Raw genomic sequence first — 21,137 nt, forward strand, 5'->3', positions numbered from 1 at the left:
CATGACCGCGACCGTCACCCCGGCCGCGACACCCTCCCGCCCGGCCTCCTCGCGTCCGTCCCGCTCCCGCGGGACGCGGCGCGGGGAGGCCCGAGCGGGCTGGCTGTTCGTCTCGCCGGTGATCCTCATCCTGGGCCTGTTCCTCTTCGTGCCCGTGCTCATGGCGCTCTGGGTCAGCTTCTCGGACTGGTCCGGGCGCGGGAGCCCCTTCTCCTCCACCGTCAACTTCGTCGGTGCGGACAACTACGCCGCGATCACGACCGGCGGGCTCGCGACGCGTGACTTCGGCACGGCGCTGCGCAACAACGCGTGGTACGTGCTTCTCGTCGTCCCCCTGCAGACGGCGCTGTCGCTCTTCCTCGCCGTGCTCGTGAGCCGACGCATGCTGCGCGCCCGCGGCTTCTTCCGCACCGCGTTCTACTTCCCTTCGGTGACCAGCTCAGTGGCGATCACGGTGCTCTGGTTGTTCCTCTTCTCCTTCACCGGTCCGGTCAACGCGATCATCGCGTGGTTCGGCGGCGAAGGCCCCAACTGGTTCCGTGACCCCCGTGGCCTCGTCCACGTCGTCCTGAGCGCCTTCGGAATCACCTCAGGTCCCGACGCGCTCACCCAGAACACCGCACTGGGGCTGTCGTGGTGGGACTGGCTCGCCGGGCCCTCCGTCGCGATGTTCGCGCTCATCCTCATGGCCGTGTTCACCACGAGCGGCACCTTCATGCTGCTGTTCATCGCGGCTCTTCAGAACGTCGGCTACGAACTGACCGAGGCGTCGATGATGGACGGCGCGAACGCGTGGCAGCGCTTCTGGCGGATCACCCTGCCGCAGCTGCGGCCCACCCTGTTCACCGTGATCACCCTCGGACTCATCGGCTGCTGGCAGGTCTTCGACCAGATCTACACCGGCACGCAGGGCGACCCGGCCAAGACCACGATGACCCCTGCGTACCTCTCCTACACGGCCGCCTTCGGCAGCCAGGACTGGGGCATCGGCGCCGCCATCGCCTTCATCCTGTTCGTGATCATCATCGTGTTCACGATCTTCCAGCGCTGGGTGCTGCGGGACCGGCCCGTCTCGCAGCGCCGGATCCGCGCCTACCAGTCCCGGGCGACACGAGAGGGGATGTCGTCGTGACCGGCACCACCGTCACCGCGCCCGCGCGGCGCCGTCGCCGCCTCACCCTGCGGAGCACCAGCGGCCAGATCGCCCTGTACGCGCTCATCGTGCTGCTCGCGGTCGTCTACATCTATCCGTTCCTCGTCCAGGTCGCCACGTCGTTCAAGTCGGAGGCCGAGGCCGCATCCGACCCGATCTCCCTCCTGCCGCAGACGTTCACGACCGCGGCGTACGAGCGGCTCTTCCTCAACAGCGACTTCCCGCTCTGGTTCGCCAACTCCACGATCGTCACGATCGCCGTGACGCTCGGCCGTGTGTTCTTCGTCTCGCTCGCGGGTTATGCGCTCGCTCGCCTGCAGTTCCGCGGGCGGAGTGTCGTGTTCGGCATGGTGGTGGCCGTCATGGCGGTGCCCACCGTGGTGCTCCTGATCCCGAAGTTCCTCGTGCTGAACCAACTCGGCCTGTACGACTCGTACGCCGGCATGATCCTGCCGCTCCTCGTGGACGCGGCGGGTGTGTTCATCATGAAGGGCTTCTTCGAGTCGATCCCGGTGTCGGTGGAGGAGCAGGCCCGTATCGACGGCGCGGGAACCTTCCGCGTGTTCTGGTCCGTCGTCCTGCCGATGGCCCGGCCCGCCCTCATCACGATCGTGATCCTGTCGTTCCAGGGGTCGTGGAACGAGCTCAGCCACTTCATCGTGTCGACGCAATCGCCGGGGCTGACGACCCTCACCAAGGGCGTCGCCTCGCTGTCGTCGGGGGCTCTCAGCCAGGGCACGCAGTACCCGCTGCGTCTGGCGGCCGCAGCGCTGATGACCATCCCGGTCGCCGTGCTGTTCTTCATCTTCCAGAAACGCATCATGAACACCAGCGAAGGAGCAGTGAAGGGATGACGGACGGATTGCAGCCGTTCCTGTCGGATCGGGTGGTGGCGCTGTCGGCCCCCACCCAGGCATGGTCGGGATCGGACGGTGACCTGGGCGCGGCCACGATCGACGGCTTCTACCACGGCGATACGCGATTCGTCCGGACGCTCCGGCTGGAGTATGCGGGCGCGGATACCCCGTTCGCCGCGCCGGAGTGGATCCGTGCCACCTCGCCCGCCGCCGGCGAGGTGCGGTTCGACGCCGTCCTGAGAGGGATCGACGACCCCTTCCCCGACCCGAAGGTGCGTCTGGAACGCGTCCGACGCGTGACCGACGGCCGTGTCACCGAGACCGTCACCGTCCGATCGCACCTCGCCGAGCCCGTCTCGCTCCGAGTGCGGAGCACGTGGGAGCCCGACTTCACGGCCCTGCAGCAGGTGAAGGCCGGCGCTGCGGAGCGGTCTTCGTGGGGAGCGGAGTCTGTCTCCGATGGTCTTCGCGTGTCGTCGGGTGCAGCCGCTCTTCAGGTGCGCACCGACGGGGCCGAGGTCGTGATCGGGGCCGACATCGCGCTGACCTGGACGCGGGAGGTGGCGGCCTTCGGTACGGCGACCGTGGAGTGGAGCGTGACGATGGACGATCCGTCGCTCGTCGTCCGCGGTGTCGCCGCGCCCGCCCCGTGGCAGACGCCGGAGGTCGCCCCGGCCGCTGACCCGCGCCTCTCGCGCTGGCTCGATCGCGCGCTGGGAGACCTCGACGCGCTGCGGCTCGCACTCCCGGACCATCCCGACGACGTCTTCTTCGCCGCGGGGGCGCCGTGGTTCTTCACGCTGTTCGGCCGCGACTCGCTCTGGGCGGCGCGGTTGCTCCTGCCGCTGGACGTCACGACCGCGGCCTCCACCTTGCGCGTCCTGGCCCGGCTGCAGGGCACGAAGAACGATCCCGAGACGGCGGAGCAGCCCGGCAAGATCATGCACGAGCTCCGCTCCGGTGAACTGGCCATGCCCGGTGAGGGGATCGTGCTCCCTCCGCTCTACTACGGCACCGTCGACGCGACGGCGCTCTGGGTATGCCTGCTCGTGGAAGCCGCCGAGGCGGGAATGCCCGAGGCGGAGGTGCGCACGCTCCTCCCCCGCCTGGAGGCGGCGCTGGAGTGGATCACGACCAGCGTCGGCGCGCACGGCTTCCTCGACTACGTCGACGAGACCGGACACGGGCTGTCCAACCAGGGGTGGAAGGACTCCGGCGACTCGATCCAGTGGCGCAGCGGCGCGCTCGCGGAGGGCCCGATCGCGCTGAGCGAGGTGCAGGGCTACGCCTACGAGGCCGCGCAGGGTGCGGCAGACCTGCTCGACCGCTTCGACCGCCCCGGTTCCTCGGAGCTGCGGGAGTGGGCGGCACAGCTCAAAGAACGCTTCGCGGAGCGTTTCTGGGTCACCACGGCCGAGGGGCGCTACCCCGCGATCGCGCTCGACCGCCACGGAGCCCCCGTCGACACCCTGACGACGAACGCCGGGCACCTGCTCGGCACCGGGATCCTCGACCCGGAGGACGAGGCAGCGGTCTCGGCCCTCCTGTGCGGGCCGACCGTGTCGTCGGGGTTCGGGCTGCGCACGCTCTCCACGCAGGCGGCGGGGTACTGGCCGCTCAGCTACCACGGCGGGAGCGTCTGGACGCACGACACCGCGATCGTCGCACGGGGAATGGCCCGCGCGGGCCTCACCGACGACGCTCGGAGCATCGTGGCCGGCCTGCTCGCGGCGGCCGAGGCCTTCGACTACCGCGTGCCGGAGCTCCACGCCGGCGACGATGCGCGCGAAGTGACGGCACCGAGCCCCTACCCGGCCGCGTGCCGGCCGCAGGCATGGTCGGCCGCCGCCGCGGTCACGGCGTGGGAGATCGCCGGACGCTGAGACGCGGCGTCGTCAGTCCAGTTTGCTGACGACGCCGCCGGTCAGCCGGACGAGTTCGTCGAACGTCAACGGGAACACCGTGTGCGGGGTGCCACCGGCAGCCCAGATCTCGGGGTACTCGGCGAGCGCCTCATCGACCACGGTCGTCAGCGCGGAGGGATGACCCGTCGGGGCGACGCCCCCGATCGCCTGACCGGTCGCCTCCCGCACCTGATCGACGCTCGCCCGTTCGATACGGCCGCGACCGAGACGCTCCGCGAGCGCCGCGGTGTCGACCCGGTGCGCGCCGCTGGTCATCACCAGGAGCGGCTCGCCGTCGGACCAGAACACGAGGCTGTTCGCGATCGCACCCACCTCCACGCCCAGCGCTTCGGCGGCGAGCGCGGCGGTGGATGCGGCGTCGGGCAGCACGATGATCTCGCCGGCGACCCCGGCAGCGACGAGCGCCTCCTGGACGAGTCGACTACGAGGGGGAAGCGACGAGGACGTCATGGTGTTCTCCTGTGCGTAGACAGTGGGATGAGGATCGGGTCGGGGACAGCATAGGGCGCTCTCGGACGCTCGCCGGAGAGCGAACACGACCCTCGGACCCTTGCGAACCCCTATTCTCAGACGCAGACGACAGCGAAGACCTGCGAAGGACGGCGCACACGCATGACGATTTCGTCGACCACCACCAGCGGCACCCCCGCACCACGCCCCGCCCCGCAGAACACGGGCCGGCGACCGCGTGCGGGCACCGGCCGGCGCGCACCCGTGCGGAAGCGCACCTCGATCGCCGCGACGATCCGTGCGATGGGCCAGGCCCGCGTCGGCGCCCTCCTGCTGCTGGCCGCCACGGTGGTCGCGATCGTCTGGGCGAACGCGTCGGGCAGCTACGCGGCCTTCTGGGAGACGCACCTCAGCATCGGACTCGGCGACCTCCACCTGGAGTTCACGCTCCATGCGCTCGTGAACGACGCGCTGATGGCGATCTTCTTCTTCACCGTGGGACTGGAAGTCCGCAGGGAGTTCGCGATCGGCGAGCTCACCAGCTGGTCCCGCGCCATGGTTCCCGTCATCGCCGCGATCGCCGGGCTCGCCCTCCCGGCACTCCTGTTCGTGCTGATCGCCGCGCCGTCCGGGCACGCGGCCGCGTGGGGCGTCGTCATCTCGACCGACACCGCCTTCCTCGTCGGTGCCCTCGCCCTCATCGGACCGCGCGTACCGGGGCGACTGCGCATCTTCCTCTTGGCCCTCGCCGTCGTCGACGACATCGGCGCCCTCAGCATCATCGCGCTCGTCTACACCGACTCCTTCGAACCGATGTGGCTCGCCGTGGCGGCGGTGGGGCTCGCCGGCGTGTTCGCGACGCGGTACCTGCGCAGCGGTCGGGGCCCGGTCTACGCGACCCTCGCGATCATCGTGTGGCTCGCGTTCCTGGCCTCCGGCGTGCACCCGACCTTGGCCGGCGTCGCCATCGCGCTCCTCGTGCCGGTCTATCGCCCGAACCGCCGCGACGTGGAGCACGCGCTGGAACTGGCCCGCACCTTCCGACAGTCGCCGAACACGGAGTACGCCCGCGCCGCCGCCAACAGCCTGCGCGAGTCGATCTCCATCAACGAACGATTGCAGTCCGCCTATGCACCGTACGTCGCGTACGTCATCCTGCCGCTGTTCGCGCTCGCCAACGCGGGCGTCGTCATCACCGGAGACATCCTAGCCGGGGCCCTCCGCTCCCCTCTGACGTGGGGCATCGTCGCCGGTCTCGTCGTCGGCAAGTTCCTCGGCATCTTCGGATCCACGGCGCTCCTGCGCGTGTTCCGGCTGGGCGAGTTCGGCCCCGGTCTCACCCTCGACCGGATCGCCGGAGGTGCGGCGCTCAGCGGCATCGGCTTCACGATCTCGCTCTTCATCATCGATCTCGCCATCTCCGATCCGTCCGCGCAGAACGAGGCCCGCGTCGGGGTGCTCGCGGCCTCCGTGATCGCGTTCCTGCTCGCCACCGTGGTGTTCCGGATCTCCGATGCGGTCCGCGGCGACATCGACACGGGCCAGACCCTCGTCCGCCCCGTGGATCCCCGACGCGACCACATCTGGGGCTCTCCGGACGCGCCGTTCACGATCGTGGAGTACGGCGACTTCCAGTGCGAGTTCTGCTTGAAGGCATCGGGGTCGATCCAGGAGGTGCATGCCGAGCTCGGCGATCAGCTCCGGTATGTCTGGCGCCACGCTCCGCTCACCACGCAGCACCCCAACGCGCTCGCCGGCGCCGAAGCCGCGGAGGCAGCAGCCTTGCAAGGGAAGTTCTTCGAGTTCGAGCGCGGGCTGTTCGCCGACCAGGAGAACCAGCTCCCCTCCGACATCGTGCGACTGGCACGCCGCCTGGATCTCGACGTCGAACGGTTCGAACGGGATCTCGAATCGGCGGAGGTCACTGCCCGCGTCCGCGACGACATGCTCGACGCGGAGGCCATGGGTGTCACCTCGGTGCCCACGTTCTTCCTCAACGGACGACGCCACGTCGGCCCGTATGACGCCCAATCCCTGATCCGCGCCCTGCAAGAGACATCGACGACCGGCACGGCGAGCACGACGCAGGCCACCCCCGCTTAGGCCGGTCGGCCTCACCTTGGACACCCGGAGGTCCCCATGACAGACGCCCCGATCGATCCCGCCATCTCACCGACCCTCACCGACGCGCAGTGGGCTCGGTTGACGGCGGTGGGCACCTCTCACGACGTGGCCGAGGGCGACTACGTGTTCCGCTCCGGCGAGCGCGACTACGACCTCATCGTCATCGAGGAGGGCGAGATCGAGATCGTCCGCGACGCCCTCCGCTGGGTGGACGAGGTGGTCATCACGCGGATGGGCCCGCGCACCTTCGCCGGAGAGCTGGGGCTGCTCAACGGCCAGGGCGCCTTCCTCTCGGCGCGGGCGACCGGTCCCGGGCGGGTGCGGCGGATCAGCCGGGCCGAGCTGCGTCAGCTCATGAACGAGGACGACGAGCTCAGCGACCTGATCCTCCACGCGCTGTGGGCTCGGCGCGAGTCACTGCGCAACGGACCGGCCGCCATGACGCTCAAGTTCGTCGGCTACAGCTCCTCCAGCGACTTCCTGGCCCTGCGCCGATTCGCCGAACGCGTGGACCTGGTGCACGCCGCCGTCGCCCTCACCCCGGGCGACGAGTACCTGATGGGCCACGATCTCTCCGAAGCCGACCTGCCGCTCGCGTTCATCCAGGGCGAGCCGGTGCCGCAGGCGACTCCGGGCATCGTCGCCGAGCGCCTCGGGCTGAGCTATCAGTCGACGGCCGACGAGGTGGTCGACCTCGTCGTGGTCGGCGGCGGACCCGCAGGGCTCGCGGCGGCCATCTACGGCGCGTCCGAGGGCCTGGACACCGTGCTCCTGGATGCGGTGGCTCCCGGCGGGCAGGCGGCGGCCACCTCGCGGATCGAGAACTTCCTCGGGTTTCCGTTCGGTGTCAGCGGCGGCGACCTGATCGGGCAGGCGACCCTGCAGGCGCTCAAGTTCGGCGTGCGTGTGTACGCCCCCTGCGAGGCGGTCGATCTGGGAGCTGTCGACGACGCGTTGGACGTGACCCTCGCCGACGGGCGCGTCGTCCGCACGCGGTCCGTCGTGGTGACCTCCGGCGCCGCCTACCGGCGCCTGTCGATCGACCGCTGGAGCGACTTCGAACGCGCAGGGATCTACTATGCGGCGACGCCCCTGGAGGTGCGCCAGGTGACCGGAGCGCCGGCCGTGGTCGTCGGCGGCGCCAACTCCGCGGGACAAGCGGCCCTGTACCTGGCCGCCCATGGCTCGCCCGTGCACCTCGTCGTCCGCGGCACCGATCTGGGCGCTCGGATGTCGTCGTACCTGGTCGACCGTCTCGTCGAAGAGCCGCGCATCCACATCCACCGGGAGTCGCACGTCGTCGCCCTCGACGGTGACACGTCGCTGCAGTCGGTCACGATCGACACGGCGGGCCGACTCGACGCGCGCGGCCTGTTCTGCTTCATCGGGGCCGATCCCGCGACATCGTGGGTGCCGGGCCTCGACCGCGACCACGACGGCTTCATCCGCACCGGCACCGACGTGGCCGTGCAGTCCCTGCAGCGGTGGCAGCACCTCGGCCGGGAACCGCTCCCGTTCGAGACGTCCACGCCGCGCGTCTTCGCGGCGGGCGACGTGCGTCGCGGTTCGATGAAGCGGGTCGCCGCCGCGGTCGGCGAAGGATCCAGCGCCGTCGCCTCGGTGCACCGGGCCCTGGCCGGATGACCCGCCGGCGGGATCGTTCCAGGATGGAGAGGACACCACGATGACCGATGCCGAGATCGACACCACCGTTCCGCCCTCGGGCACGGGATGCGTCGAATGCGACGAGGCCGGCGGATGGTGGGTACACCTCCGCCGATGCGCTGCGTGCGGCCACGTGGGCTGCTGCGACAGCTCCCTCGCCAAGCACGCGACGGCCCACTTCCACGCCACGGGCCACCGCTACATCCAGAGCTTCGAGCCGGGCGAGGACTGGTTCTGGGACTACGTCGCCGAGGAACTCGTCGACGGCCCACCGCTCGCTCCTCCCACCAGCCATCCCGATACCCAGCCCGCGCCGGGCCCGCGGGGCCGCGTGCCCCTGGATTGGCGCGCCCGCCTCGAGCAGCCCTGACCCCTCCCTCCCGCCGGGGCCGAGTCCCGCCCCCTCCGGCCGCGCCCGAGTCCCGCCCCCTTCGGCCGCACCCGAGTCCCGCCTCCTTCGGCCGCACCCGAGTCCCGCCTCCTTCGGCCGCGCCCGAGTCCCGCCCCCTTCGGCCGCACCCGAGTCCCGCCCGCTTCGTGCCAAAAGCAGGCTGAACCGGCCCCCGGCCACCCCGGGTGAGTCTTCCTGCCGTGTCAGCCTGCTTTTGGCACGCGCCGACCACGAGACACGGCTCCACGGATCGCGGCCTGAACCCGCGCCGGGTCCCAGAGGATGTCCTGCGCGGCGACGCGCAGCACGAGGTACCCCTGTGCCGCGGCGGCGAGGTCACGCTCGCGGTCGCGCATCTGCGCTCGCCACTCCGAATGGAACTGTTTGCTGTCGCACTCGACGATGAGCCATCCGGCGATGAGGAAGTCCACACGACCCACGCCGGCGATCTGCACCTGGGCGTCGAAGCGGACGCCGATGGCGCGGAGGATCAGCCGCACGAGCGACTCGGGGCCGGACTCGGCCCGGGCATCCAGCAGACGACGCAGACGCAGATAGCGGCGCGGCAGTGCCGCGAAGAGGTCGTCGAGGTCGTCGTCACGCAGCAAGCCGTGATGGAGGGCGGAGTCGATCGTCGCGATCGCCGACCGGGGATCCTGACACAGCACCGCGCACCGCACCGCATCGAAGACATCGACGCTCATCGCCCGCGGATGGGGTTCGCGCGTCAAGACCTCGCGGTGCACGCGGGCTCCGGCGGGCACCGCGACGAGCCGAGCGGACGTGCGCCGGATGTGGAGGTGGAGCCGCGAGCTGTCGCGGACGAAGACGCCGCGACGGCTCAGCTCCGACACGCAGGAGAGGCGGCCGCGCGCCCGCGCGGCGTCTTGGCAGGAAGGGTCGACACCCGGGTGGCAGTAGAGCCCCTGATGGAGCCGGACGAGCGAGCCGTCGGCGACCGCCGCGGCGATCCGGCGGCGGGAGTAGCCGCCCCGACGAAGGTCGATCGTGCGTGCGGCGCGCGGTTGGTTCCGGAACGGAGAGAGCGAGAGAAGGTCGTCCATCCGGGTACGCTGCCGCGCACCATGTCCGCCCCGTTCGTTCGGAACCGCAGATCGTGACACCACGGGTCCGGAAGGCGGCCGGGGAGGAGCCGACGGAGCGGGCCGGAAGCAGGCCGTATCGGCCGGATCCGTGCCGCGCCGTACCGATCCGGCTCCCCGGCCTGCTTTTGGCGCGGTGAGGTGGCGACACACCGTCCCGCCGACCACCGCGCGCGGCCTACGGGGGTGAGGCAGAATGGGCGGCGGTGATCGCAACGCCGCGATCACCGGAGCGCAGGCCCACAAGGCCGCCGAAAGAGGACGTCATGACGCACACCCTGCCCCTGCCCGATTTCAGCCACGAACGCGTGGAGGTGACGACGGGACCGCGGAGCGGGTTGGTGATCACCGTCGCGCTGCATTCCTCCGTGCTCGGCTCCGCCTTGGGTGGGGCGCGGCTGTGGACCTACCCGTCGTGGTCGGACGCGGTATCCGACGCGCTGCGCCTCTCCGCCGCGATGACGCTCAAGAACGCCGCGGCCGGCCTCGATGCGGGAGGCGGGAAATCGGTGGTGTGTCTCCCCGAGGGCACCGTGCTGGATGCGGATCGTCGCCGCGCCGCTTTCCTCGACCTCGGCGACGTGGTGGAGTCCTTCGACGGCCGTTACCGCACCGCCGAGGACGTCGGCTCGACGACCGAGGACATGCTCGTCGTGAGCGAGCGCACCGCCCATGTCGTCGGGCTTCCTGACGCGGTCGGCGGGTCCGGCGAACCGGCGGGCCCGACGAGCCTGGGCGTCTACGAGTCTCTCCGCGCCACCCTCGAGCAGGTCGCAGGCTCCGGCGATGTGGCGGGCCGACGGATCACCGTGTCGGGTCTCGGACAGGTCGGGAGCCGCCTCGCCGTGCGCCTCGCGACGGAAGGCGCGGTGCTGACGGTCACCGATGTCAATCCCGCCAAGCGTCACCTCGCCACGGAGCTCGGCGCCCACTGGGCGGAACCGGGCACCGAGCACCTCGTTGCCGCCGACGTCTTCGTGCCGGCGGGAATCGGCGGACTCCTGACCGACGAGGTGATCGACGCGCTCGCGGCCCGCGCCGTGTGCGGACCCGCCAACAATCCCCTCGCCGACCGTTCCGGGGCGGAGCGCTTGGCGGGGCGGGGCATCCTCTATGCTCCCGACTTCGTCGTGAACGCGGGCGGCGTCATCTACCTCGACCTGGAGGCGAAGCACCTCGCCGGTCGAGAGGAGACGATGGCCCGCGTCGCGGCGATCGGCGACACCCTGCGTCTCATCTTCGGGGAGGCGTCCGCACGCGGCATCACTCCCCTGGCCGCGGCAGAGGAACGCGCCGCGGAGCGGCTCGCGGCCGGCGCGTCGGTCCACGCCTGACGCCGCCCGCCATACTCCCGGGGGCGCCGGTCGGCGATCAGTCGAACCGCGCGCCCTCCGGGCGTGAGCGCCGCGTCGTGAGCAGGAGCACGATCAGCGCTCCGACCGGCAGCAAGACGAGCAGCACCCACCACCCGGAGAGGTTGGAGTCATGGAGGCGCCGCACCGCCACCGTGTACCCGGGGATCAGGGTCACCAGGAGCCACAGGCCGCAGGCGATGAGGATCCCCGCGGCGAGCGCCGTCTGCGGCGCCGCGGTCGGCGCGACGGAGAAGAGGGTGATGTTCGCTGCCAGCCACGGACCGAAGGGGCCGAACAGCAGCGCCGGCTGCGGGAGCCGATTCTCGATCAGCCACGGCAGCACGAACTGCGCGAGCGCCACGACGACGAGGTTGATGAGCATCCACCACCAGTACTCGCTGCGGCTGGCGCGGCCGCGCAGTCGGAATGCGTTCGCGACGAAGCGAACGAACGCCTGACCCGGACCGGCGCCCACGAGGGGCGGCGACTCGGGATCCAGGACGACGGAGGACATGCTCCGAGCCTACGACGGTGCGTTCGACCGGGTGAGAGCCCGCGCACGTGAGCGCCGGCGAGACAGGGAAAATGCCCGGTCACACGCGCGAAGAGCAGGAACATGCCTGTCGAAGCCTCACGGAGAATGGTGGACCTGAGGGGATTTGAACCCCTGACCTCCTCGATGCGAACGAGGCGCGCTACCAACTGCGCCACAGGCCCGTGAACCTCGTCGAGCCTATCACGCTCGCTCCCCCGTCCTCGCACGGGACAATGGAACGATGCCCTCCCCGAACGCACCGCTGATCGTCCGCAACGTCCGCCTCGGGTTGTCCGACGAGTTCGCTGCGGACGCCGCTGCGGACGCCGCCGTGGATGTCCGCATGGAGGCCGGGACGATCACCTCCGTTGCCCCCGCATCCAGCAAGATCGACCCCGGCGCTGAGGCGATCGACGGGCGAGGCCTGCTGGCGCTGCCGGGTTTCGTCAACACCCACGCTCATGTGGACAAGTCGTGGTGGGGACACCCGTGGGAGTCGTACGGCGGCGAGGGCGGCACGGAGGGGCGCATCCGACACGAACGGGCGCGCCGGGACGACCTCGGGATCCCCAGCCGCGAGATCAGCGGGAGGGTGCTCGGTGAGCTCGTCCGTCAGGGGACGACGGCGATCCGCACCCACGTCGACGTGGACCTCGGCGTCGGCCTGCGGGGCATCGAGGCCGTGCAGGAGGCCGCCGCGGAGTACGGCGACGCGCTCCGGCTGGAGATCGTCGCCTTCCCGCAAGACGGCGTTCTGCGCCGGCCCGGCGTGAGCGGCCTGCTGGCCGACGCCGCGCGGGCGGGCGCCGACCACATCGGTGGCCTCGACCCCGCGTCGATCGATCGCGATCCCGTCGGTCAGCTCGACACGATCTTCGGAATAGCCGCGGAACACGGCGTCGGCGTGGACATCCACCTTCACGATCCGGCCGACCTGGGCGCATTCCAGATCGAGCTGATCATCGCCCGGACCGAGGCGCTGGGCCTTCACGGCCGGGTCAACGTCGCACACGGGTTCGCGCTGGCCCAGGTGGGCCAGACGCGACGCCGCGACCTCCTTCAGGCGATGAGCGCGCTGGGCATCACGATGACCACCGTGGCGCCGCTCCGGCTCCCCCAGCTCCCGCTCGCCGAGCTCGATGACGCGGGAGTGCGATTCGGGTTCGGGACCGACGGGATCCGCGACCTGTGGAGCCCGTACGGCACGGGCGACCTCCTCGGCATCGCCTGGCAGTACGCGCGCGCCTCGGGACTCGTTCACGACGAGGACCTGCGTCGCATCGTCGACATCGCCACCGGTGCCTCCGCTCCCTTCACGGGCCTCGAACCGAACCGACTCCGGGGCGGAGACCGCGCCGACGTCGTCCTCCTCGATGCCGAGAACGCCATGGACGCGCTCGTGCGCGTTCCGCGGAGGGAGCTCGTGATCGGCGGGGGTCAGGTGCTCGCGCGGGCGTGAGGCGACCGCCCCCGGCGTCACATGCCTGCGGCGCGGCGCTCCAGGAGTGAACGGACGTGCTCTTCGATCGCCGCGTCGTCGACGTAGCCCATGCGGGCGAAGTCGGGCGCCTCGGCAGACGCCGCAGCTGGCCGGCTCCGCCGGACCTCGTCCAGCGACGGCGGCGCGGTGCGGGCGGCGTGAACGCGGACGGCCTCGTCGAAGGCGGCGTGACGAAGCGCCTCCTGCGCGGCCACGCCGTCGAGGAGCGCCGCGGCGCGGGATCCCGCCGATGCCGTCAGCGGTCGGGGCAGCTCGCGGGGCACCCACGCGGAGCGCTCCGCCTCCACGGGGAAATCGGGAACGGTCGCGACCTGTGCGTCGCGCACGAGGGGCGCAGCAACGGCTCGCACAGCGGCGCGACGCTGCACAGCGGCCATCCGCTGCAGCACGGCGAGGGCGACGATCCCCACGACGACACCGACGATGACCCAGGTGGCAGTACCTGCCGTCACCATCTCGTACACGCCCCAGCCTGCGGCGGCGAGGGCGAGAACGGCGATCGCGGTCGCGACGAGGCGCGCCCGGCGACGGGCACGAGCGCGGCGGACCTCAGGAGCGGCAGCGGCCAGTCGCGCCTCGGCGAGCGCACGCTCCCGCTCGGCGACCGCCCGTTGCCGAGCGATAGCCGCCTCAGCACCCGCGCGGGCCTCCGCCGCCTCCTGCTCCGCTCGGGCGTTCTCGAGCTCCCGCTGCTCCCGCTCCAGTTGCGCGCGCCGAGCGAGCTTCTGCTGAGCCAGGGCGGTGCGGGCGTTGAGCTCGAGCCGGACTTCCTGCGGCGTCTCACTGGTCTCGGCGAGCACGCGAAGGGCCTGATTGAGGCGTACAGCGTTGCGCTCGGCGGCGTCGAAGCGGTGCCGACCCTGCCAGGACGGAAGAAGGTAGACGAGCCAGAGCAGCACGGCGACCAAGACGATCACGCCGCCTCCGAGTACCTGCCCGCCCATGCCGTCAACGGTAAGCGGCGACAGCCCATTCGGCGCGTCGCGACGCCGCGTGTCTCAGGTTCGATCTGAGGTCGAAGGTTTGACGGCACCCGGGAGGCGATCGGCCGGAGGCACGGCGGCGGCGTGAGCGGGCGCCCGGCCGGACACCCAACGGTTCAGCACGCCCTCCGGCACCTCTTCCCGCACGAGGGCGAAGCAGTAGTGGTCGCGCCAGTCGCCGTCGATGTGGATGTACCGGCGTCTCAGGCCCTCGTAACGGAAGCCGAGCTTCTCGACGACGCGCAGGCTCGCGTGGTTCTCCGGGCGGATGCAGATCTCCATCCGGTGGAGGCGCAACTCGTGGAAGCACAGATCCGTTGCGAGAGCCACGCTCGTGGGGGTGATCCCCCGCCCCGCGAACCGTTCGCTCACCCAGTACCCGATCGTCGCCGACGACAGCGACCCCCGCGACACGCCCCACACGTTGAGCTGGCCGGCGATCTCGCCCTCGTACTCCATGACGAGCGGCACGCCGCCACCGTCACGGTACTGCTGCAGCAGGCGCCGGATCGCGAGCTTCATGTCGAACGACACCGGCCCGTCGGGGCTCGTCGCCTCCCACGGACGCAACCATCCGCGGTTGCCGAGCAGCTCCGATTGGAGCACCCGCGCATCGCGTTGCCGGACGAGCCGGATGGATACCGGACCATGTTGGCGCGGCACCGTGAGGTCCATCCGCTCCCCCTCCGACAGCGCGGCGTCAGAGGTTCGCCGCGAACTCCTTGAGCCAGGGACGCAGCTCGGGTCCGAGGTCTTCGCGATCCGCGGCCAGCTGCACGATGGCCTTGATGTAGTCCACCCTATCGCCGGTGTCGTAGCGGCGACCGCGGAAGACGACACCGAGCACCCCGTCGGTCGTGGCGAGCTCCTGCAGCGCGTCGGTGAGCTGGATCTCCCCGCCCTTGCCGGGCTCGGTACGCTCGAGGATCTCGAAGACGTTCGGAGTGAGGACGTAGCGGCCGATGACGGCGAGGTTGGAGGGAGCCTCCTCCTTGCTGGGCTTTTCGACCAGTCCGGTCACCGTGACCACATCGGGGTCGTCGGTCGGCTCCACCGCCGCCGCACCGTACATGTGGATGTGGTCGGGGTCGACCTCCATGAGCGCGATGACCGTGAGCCCCGACCGCTCGTTCGCGGCGATCATGGTGGTCAGCAAGGGGTCGCGCTCGTCGATGAGGTCGTCACCCAGAAGCACCGCGAACGTGGACGTGCCGACATGTGCCTGCGCCCGGAGCACCGCGTGGCCGAGCCCCTTCGGCTCGCCCTGACGGACGTAGTGGATGTCGGCGAGGTCGCTGGATTCCTTCACCCGCAGCAGACGCTGCAGATCACCCTTGTTGCTGAGGCTCGTCTCCAGCTCGGGCACGGCGTCGAAGTGGTTGGAGATGTTGTTCTTGTTGCGCCCGAGGATGACGAGGATGTCGTCGATGCCCGCTTCCACCGCTTCTTCGACGACGTACTGGATCGCCGGCTTGTCGACGACAGGGAGCATCTCCTTCGGCATCGCCTTGGTGGCGGGGAGGAATCGTGTTCCCAGTCCCGCGGCAGGAATGACGGCCTTGATGCGTGAAGTCATTCCTCCAGAGTAACCACCGCGCCGACACGACATCCGAGGCTTGACACCGGCGACCGCGTTCCCCTCTCGCCCGCGCCTACAATCGGAGGATGACCGGGGCCATAGACAATGCGAAGCGCGCCTTGCGCGCGGAGCTGCGCGAACGGCGTCAGCAGCGCCCCGAGACCTCGTTCGAGTCCGACGCCGAGGGGGTCAAAGCCCAACTCGACCGTCTCGTCGCCGAGACGGGCGCACGCTCGGTCTCCTGCTTCCTGTCGGCTCCCACCGAACCGGGAACGCACGCGTTCATCGTCGACGCGGTCCGGCGCGGGATCCGGGTGCTCCTGCCGATCACGCGCGCCGACGGGCTGCTCGACTGGGCAGTCGCCGACGAACACGGCGACATCGTCGAGGGGCTTTTCGGCATGCCCGAACCCGTGGGCGAGGTGTTGAGCCCGCTCGCGGTCAACGACGTCGACCTCCTCATCATCCCAGCCGCCGCCGTCGACCGCACCGGCATGCGCCTGGGCTGGGGACGCGGCTACTTCGACAAGACCATCGGCTCGATGGAGCGCTGCCCGCCCGTCTATGCCGTCATCTTCGACTCCGAGCTCTTGGACGAGGTCCCCCGCGATGTCCACGACCAGCCGGTCGACGGAGTCGTCACCCCCACCCGAACCGTCACTCTCGCGTCGCACCGACGCTGATCATCTCTCCCGAGGACGCCATGCCCACCTACTCCTATGCCTGCAAGACCTGCGGTCACCAGTTCGACGCCGTGCAGTCCTTCACCGACGCGGCCCTCACCGAATGCCCCGAGTGCGGTGGCGTCCTGCGCAAGCAGTACGGCTCGGTCGGGGTGACCTTCAACGGCTCCGGCTTCTACCGCACCGATTCCCGTTCCGGCGCGAAGACGTCCGGCAGCGAGGGTGGTAGCGGCAGCGCGGCGCCTGCGTCATCATCGAAGACCGAGACGAAAGCACCGGCGGCATCCTCGGGCGCCTGAGCGCGTCGCCTTCCCTCCCCGCCCAGAACAGGAGCACCTCGTGATCAAAGGCTTCAAAGACTTCATCATGCGCGGCAACGTCATCGACCTCGCCGTCGCAGTCGTCATCGGCGGAGCGTTCACGGCGCTCGTCACCGCCGTCGTCGAGTCCGTCATCAACCCGGTGATTCAGCTCTTCTGGAAGGCCGATGCCACCGGCAACATCGGATTCCCGGTCACAGGCCTGTACGGCGAGGTCATCTTCCCCATCGGCAACCTCCTCACGGCTCTCATCTCGTTCCTCGCGGTCGCGGTCGTCGTGTACTTCGCGTTCGTCTACCCGATGAACAAGTTCAAGGAGCGCGCGGCCGCCAAGGCCGGCGTGGTCGAGGAGGAGACGCCGCTTCCCACCGAGCAGGAGCTTCTGGTGCAGATCCGCGACCTGCTCGAGAAGCGCGAGTCGGACGCCCCCAAGCTCTAGTAGTGCGGAGGAACGTCGCGCTTCATCCGCTCGTCGTTCGGCCCTGACGTCCCGGTTGCAGAGGTGGCCGGGACGTCGTCGCCTCCGGCGGGGAGATCGGGCGTGGCGTCGGTTCCGGGCACGGCGGTCAGGCGCGCCCGACGGGCGCCGGGGACACGCTCGACGCGCTGACCGTCAGCCCCCGACATCCACGGGCTCGGTCGCGGTGTCGGCCGTGGGGGTCTCGGGCCCGATGCCGAGGATCGCAGCGATCCGCGAGGCGACGCCGGCCGGGTCGCTGTAGAGGTCGAAGGCGTGCACGCGCACGTAGTGCCAGCCGAGGCGGCGGAGCGTCTGCGGCCGGAGCCGCAGAGACTCGCGCAATGACTCCCCCGTGGTCTCGGGATCACTGACGGCGACCACGGCCTTGCCGCGATGCTGAGCGACGATGGGGAGGAGACCGCGGTAATCGACGTCGACGGCGATGCCGAGTCGACGGAGATGCTGAGCCAACACGAGAGTGAGGGGATCGGCGAGGTCCTCGAGGCGCGCGGCGCGCGAGCGTGCCGCGATCCCGCTGAGGATGGCCATGAGGCTGGCAGCGCCCGATTCCAGTCGGCCCTCTTCGAACGCCGAGGGACGGATCGAGGAGACGATCACCATCGACCGGCGCGCGCGGGTCATCCCGACGGTGAGGAGGCGCTCGCCATCCGGTCCCGACAGGTCGCCGAAATCGCTGAGCACCCGCCCGTGGCGAGTCAGCCCGAACCCGAGGGAGAACACGACGCGGTCGCGGCTCTCGGCCACCGACTCCTCGAGGGTCAGCACGGCGAAGGGCTCCGCCGTGTCACGGCCTACGAAGTCGGCGACATCGCTCCGCCCGGCGAAGGCCGCCTCCACCGCCGCCCGAACCCGCTCGGCGTGGCGGACCGAGGCCGTGACGACCATGAGCGACTCCGACGGCCGGTTCACGGCGTGCTCGACGACGAGCGTCACGACGCGTGCGACCTCGGCGTCGGGGCTCTCCACCGCCCCCGTCTCGGGGTCCGGAGTGCCGGTGCCGCCCTCGACGTAGTCGACGCTGAGGCTTCCGCGTCCGAGGTACGAGCCGGCCCACGGCAGTGAGACCAGCTCGCCGCCGTAGAACGCGTCATTGACGAGCTCGGCCAGGTCCTCACCGCCGGCGCGGTAACTGCGGGTCAGAGTCTCCACGGGCACCAACTCAGCCATCCGCTCGAAGACGCTCGTCTCGTCGAAGGCGACCTCGAACTCATCGGCCCCCTCGGGGCGTCCCGCCGCGATCCGGAACGGGGTCGGTTTCTGGGTGACCGGGTCGCCGAAGAGCACCACCTGACGTGCCCGGCGCAGCGCCGGCGCCGCCTCGGCGAGACAGATGGCGGCCGCATCGGCGACGATCACGACGTCGAACGGCGGCTGATCGGGGATGGCGGGAACGTCGTAGGGAGAGGAGATCCACACCGGCGCGAGGGTGCGAAGGAGGGTGGGAGCGGCCTCGACGAGTTCGGCAGCCGAGGCCGTGCCGCTGCGCAGCGCGGCCTTGAGGGCCGTCGCCTCCGCCGCCTCGTCGACGATCGCGATCTTCCAGCGCGTCGCGAGCTCTGCCGCCAGGAGCGGGCCGCCGAATGCGGCGTGCGCCTCATCGACGAGGCGGAAGTCGCGTTCGAGGCGATCGACGACCGAGGTGTTGGCCCCGAGGAGGGCGCGATCCGACCGCAGCATGGCCTCGAGTGCCGACTGCCACCACGTGAACTCGAACTCCGCGGTCACATCCTCTTCGGACACATGACGCACCGACAGCTCGGTGAGCAGACCCTCCAGCCCGAGTTCGGCGAGCTGGTCGCGCAGCGTCGCCCGCTCGACGAGGTTGTCGAACACGTCGGACTCCGCAGCCAGTCCCGAGAGCGTACGGAGGAGCTGCGCCACGGGGAGACCCGCGAGCGGCTCGGTGCGGCCGAGTGCGGCATCGAGGGTGGTGAGGTCGGCATCGACCCGCTGCCACGCGGTCGCGACGTCGTCGAGCCCCAGCGGGATCTCGGGAGTCACGCCCGCCTCGACGAGGCGCTGCCATTGCGTCCGCTGCTGCTGAACCCGCACGAGCGCCTCATACATGTCGCCGATGTGCATGCCGGGACGCACGTACTCGCGCGAAAGCCGCCGCAGCCGTCGGCGCTGAGCGCTCGACATCGAGGGTGCGTCGCGCCGGTTCCCATGGGCCTGGATGAGCTCGTCGAGGGGGCGCTCGAAGACCGTGAGGCTGAAGCGGTCGAGCGAGGCGCGGATCCCTTGCAGCAGGCGGATGTAGGAGCCCAGCTCGGACACGGTGGCGAAGGGACGCATGCGCGTCTGGGCGATCAGTTCGTATCCCCGCTCGAGGATCCCCGGGACCTCTGACCGATGCAGCCGACCCGCGAGAGCATGAGCGGACCGCGCCGCCTCCGTGCTCTCAAAAGACACGCCGTACCACGGGGAGTCGTTCGGCCCGAAGCGGAACTCACCCAGCCGAGCAGCGTCCGCGAGTGCGCTGGCCGCCTCCGCGCGACGGGTGGACAGGCGCTGGAGGGTCGGGAGGTCGAAGCGCGTCGTCGCCGACGGCTGCGGCGAGCGCGCCGCGATCGTCGCGAGTGTCCGCAGCACCTCGAGCGGCGAGACGCCGAGCTGACCATTGCGCTGCGTGAGAGCGTTGCGGTAGTCCCGCAGCACGGTGCGCAGGCGCACGAGTGCGTCGTCGACATCGCTGATCTTCGGCGGCACGGCCTTCTCGTTGCGCGCGATGGCGCGGATGAGGTCGCGGTGGAGGCGTCGGGGCGTCACCGCGAGACCCGGGAGGCCGATGCCGGCCAGACGATGGCGGACGCCGTCGAGCGTCGAGCGACGGGTGCTGACCACGAGCACGCGCTTGCCGGAGCGGACGAGTTCGCCGACGGCGTTGATGATCGTCTGCGTGCCGCCGGTGCCGGGGAGGGTGTGGACGGCGAGGGACTGCCCTGCGCGGATGCGGGCCAGCACCGCCTCCTGCTCCGCGTCGGCGTCGAGGAGAAGCCGGTCGGAGGCCGGCGGACGGTCGTCGGGGCCGACGAACTCAGGAAGTGCCCGCACGAGCGACAGTGCCTCGCGGTCGGCGGCGTGGCCCGCGAGCGCATTCAGTACCGGATGGTCGAGGTGAGCGGCGTCGCGCTCGAGGTCGGACGCCGCGTCGGCGAAGGTGGAGACGATGAGTCGCGGCAGGACCGTGAACGTAGGGATGTGTGCTGTGAGGGAGCGCAGGCGATCGATCACCGGCTGCGGCTTGAAGACGTTCTCGTCGTAGGCCATGTCGGCCAGCGCCCGTCCGTCGAGCTCGATGCCGAAGTGCGTGCGCGCGGCATCGACGAGCTCGGGGTTGATCGCGAATCGGCCGTGCAACGTCAGGTCGAAGTCGGAGTGATGACGCCGGATCGCGAGGGGCCGCAACAGCACGGGCGCGGTGTAGACCACGCCCCCGATACGCCACGAGGCCATTCCGACGGCCAGGTGCACCGCGTCGAGCCCGCGGGCGGTGCGCAGCTCGACGTCTTTCGCGGCGATGCGTTCCGCCGCGAGCCGGGCCGTCCGCAGCGCCACCTCGTCGCGGAAGAGGTTGGACAGGAGCGTCGATCGCCCCGTGATGAACTGCGGCAGACTGCCGGGGTGGGCCTTGGTGATGTCGATGCCGGCATCGCCCTCGTCGGTGTAGTGCAAGAGAGTGGAACGGCCGCCGATCTGGGCCGCCTCTTCCCGCAGACGCGTGCGCTGGGCGACCGCGACGTGCGCGACCTCGGTGCCCGGCTCGGCCACGTCGAGAGTCGCGGGGGTCACCGTCTCCTCGTGCGCCACGTCGTTCACGTCACGCACGGCGCCACCGTTCGCTCGCCACACACACGTCACCTTAGGCACCGGGGTGGGTCGATGGCCGTATCCACTGCCGAGTTTCGCGCGATCGGGGGCTTCCTGGGCCCTCTGACGGCCGCGATCACGACTCCTCCCCACCGGCGCACAGAGCGACTGCCTCCCCAGAGGCCCCCGCACGACGGCCCGCGCCGTCGGACGGCCGCCATC

The 21,137-nt window shown here is 70.5% G+C and carries 18 protein-coding genes and 1 tRNA gene; 11 read left to right on the forward strand and 8 right to left on the reverse strand.

Annotation, left to right across the window (positions count from 1 at the left end; genetic code table 11):
* Position 1: 1 nt before the first annotated feature.
* The 3 genes from AVP41_RS05250 to AVP41_RS05260 are packed head-to-tail and all read left to right on the forward strand — an operon-like array spanning position 2 to position 3,893.
* A complete protein-coding gene (locus AVP41_RS05250; RefSeq protein WP_067161712.1) occupies positions 2-1,132 on the forward strand; it encodes a carbohydrate ABC transporter permease in 1,131 nt (376 codons plus the stop codon).
* Positions 1,129-2,007: a carbohydrate ABC transporter permease gene (locus tag AVP41_RS05255; protein WP_067161715.1), complete on the forward strand. Its 879-nt coding sequence runs from the start codon at positions 1,129-1,131 to the stop codon at positions 2,005-2,007. Before AVP41_RS05250 ends, AVP41_RS05255 begins: the two co-directional genes overlap by 4 nt.
* Positions 2,004-3,893 (forward strand): glycogen debranching N-terminal domain-containing protein, encoded by a 1,890-nt coding sequence (locus tag AVP41_RS05260; protein ID WP_067161718.1) that lies wholly within the window; start codon positions 2,004-2,006, stop codon positions 3,891-3,893. Before AVP41_RS05255 ends, AVP41_RS05260 begins: the two co-directional genes overlap by 4 nt.
* 12 nt (positions 3,894-3,905) lie before the next feature.
* Here AVP41_RS05260 and AVP41_RS05265 read toward each other — a convergent pair whose 3' ends face one another.
* On the reverse strand, positions 3,906-4,385 hold the full coding sequence (locus AVP41_RS05265) for a YbaK/EbsC family protein (RefSeq protein ID WP_067161721.1): 480 nt from the start codon (positions 4,383-4,385) through the stop codon (positions 3,906-3,908).
* 162 nt (positions 4,386-4,547) lie between these two features.
* On the opposite strand from AVP41_RS05265, the gene nhaA reads away from it, so the two are divergent.
* The 3 genes from nhaA to AVP41_RS05280 are packed head-to-tail and all read left to right on the forward strand — an operon-like array spanning position 4,548 to position 8,544.
* Complete coding sequence (nhaA, locus tag AVP41_RS05270; RefSeq protein ID WP_082829024.1) at positions 4,548-6,488, forward strand: Na+/H+ antiporter NhaA; 1,941 nt, start codon at positions 4,548-4,550, stop codon at positions 6,486-6,488.
* A gap of 36 nt (positions 6,489-6,524) precedes the next feature.
* Positions 6,525-8,153, forward strand: coding sequence for a cyclic nucleotide-binding domain-containing thioredoxin-disulfide reductase (locus AVP41_RS05275; protein ID WP_067161724.1), 1,629 nt, complete (start codon positions 6,525-6,527; stop codon positions 8,151-8,153).
* Positions 8,154-8,193: 40 nt separating this feature from the next.
* Entirely contained in the window at positions 8,194-8,544 is a 351-nt protein-coding gene (locus AVP41_RS05280; protein WP_067161727.1) for a UBP-type zinc finger domain-containing protein, read from the forward strand.
* Between the two features lie 224 nt (positions 8,545-8,768).
* On the opposite strand, the gene AVP41_RS05285 is transcribed toward AVP41_RS05280, so the two are convergent.
* Entirely contained in the window at positions 8,769-9,629 is an 861-nt protein-coding gene (locus AVP41_RS05285) for an endonuclease domain-containing protein (RefSeq protein ID WP_067161730.1), read from the reverse strand.
* A 305-nt stretch (positions 9,630-9,934) separates the two neighbouring features.
* On the opposite strand from AVP41_RS05285, the gene AVP41_RS05290 reads away from it, so the two are divergent.
* The gene (locus AVP41_RS05290; protein WP_067161733.1) at positions 9,935-11,002 is read left to right on the forward strand and encodes a Glu/Leu/Phe/Val dehydrogenase family protein; all 1,068 of its coding nucleotides are present in this window, start codon (positions 9,935-9,937) and stop codon (positions 11,000-11,002) included.
* 37 nt (positions 11,003-11,039) lie between these two features.
* Here the strand turns inward: AVP41_RS05290 and AVP41_RS05295 are convergent, their stop codons facing one another.
* Together AVP41_RS05295 and AVP41_RS05300 are read right to left on the reverse strand one after the other, a co-directional pair.
* Positions 11,040-11,537: a DUF805 domain-containing protein gene (locus tag AVP41_RS05295; RefSeq protein ID WP_067161736.1), complete on the reverse strand. Its 498-nt coding sequence runs from the start codon at positions 11,535-11,537 to the stop codon at positions 11,040-11,042.
* Positions 11,538-11,664: 127 nt separating this feature from the next.
* Positions 11,665-11,740, reverse strand: a tRNA-Ala gene (locus tag AVP41_RS05300).
* Positions 11,741-11,799: 59 nt separating this feature from the next.
* Between AVP41_RS05300 and AVP41_RS05305 the strand changes: the two genes are divergently transcribed.
* On the forward strand, positions 11,800-13,017 hold the full coding sequence (locus AVP41_RS05305; RefSeq protein ID WP_067161739.1) for an amidohydrolase family protein: 1,218 nt from the start codon (positions 11,800-11,802) through the stop codon (positions 13,015-13,017).
* 17 nt (positions 13,018-13,034) lie between these two features.
* Here AVP41_RS05305 and AVP41_RS05310 read toward each other — a convergent pair whose 3' ends face one another.
* From AVP41_RS05310 to galU, 3 genes are read right to left on the reverse strand one after another with little or no spacing between them, the layout of a single operon-like run.
* Positions 13,035-14,003: a large exoprotein gene (locus AVP41_RS05310; RefSeq protein WP_067161743.1), complete on the reverse strand. Its 969-nt coding sequence runs from the start codon at positions 14,001-14,003 to the stop codon at positions 13,035-13,037.
* A gap of 54 nt (positions 14,004-14,057) precedes the next feature.
* Complete coding sequence (locus tag AVP41_RS05315; RefSeq protein ID WP_067161746.1) at positions 14,058-14,717, reverse strand: GNAT family N-acetyltransferase; 660 nt, start codon at positions 14,715-14,717, stop codon at positions 14,058-14,060.
* A gap of 25 nt (positions 14,718-14,742) precedes the next feature.
* Entirely contained in the window at positions 14,743-15,618 is an 876-nt protein-coding gene (gene galU / locus AVP41_RS05320; RefSeq protein ID WP_067161748.1) for a UTP--glucose-1-phosphate uridylyltransferase GalU, read from the reverse strand.
* 89 nt (positions 15,619-15,707) lie between these two features.
* Between galU and AVP41_RS05325 the strand changes: the two genes are divergently transcribed.
* Genes AVP41_RS05325 through mscL form a run of 3 tightly spaced genes read left to right on the forward strand, consistent with a single transcriptional unit; the run spans position 15,708 to position 17,063 of the window.
* Positions 15,708-16,304 (forward strand): 5-formyltetrahydrofolate cyclo-ligase, encoded by a 597-nt coding sequence (locus tag AVP41_RS05325; RefSeq protein ID WP_067161752.1) that lies wholly within the window; start codon positions 15,708-15,710, stop codon positions 16,302-16,304.
* A gap of 20 nt (positions 16,305-16,324) precedes the next feature.
* Entirely contained in the window at positions 16,325-16,603 is a 279-nt protein-coding gene (locus AVP41_RS05330; protein WP_067161757.1) for an FmdB family zinc ribbon protein, read from the forward strand.
* Between the two features lie 40 nt (positions 16,604-16,643).
* The gene (mscL, locus tag AVP41_RS05335) at positions 16,644-17,063 is read left to right on the forward strand and encodes a large conductance mechanosensitive channel protein MscL (protein WP_067161760.1); all 420 of its coding nucleotides are present in this window, start codon (positions 16,644-16,646) and stop codon (positions 17,061-17,063) included.
* A gap of 174 nt (positions 17,064-17,237) precedes the next feature.
* Here mscL and AVP41_RS05345 read toward each other — a convergent pair whose 3' ends face one another.
* Complete coding sequence (locus tag AVP41_RS05345) at positions 17,238-20,924, reverse strand: AAA family ATPase (protein WP_231902704.1); 3,687 nt, start codon at positions 20,922-20,924, stop codon at positions 17,238-17,240.
* Positions 20,925-21,137 lie beyond the last annotated feature (213 nt).

This window comes from Microbacterium sp. TNHR37B (assembly GCF_001620065.1).
Classification (GTDB): Bacteria; Actinomycetota; Actinomycetes; order Actinomycetales; family Microbacteriaceae; genus Microbacterium.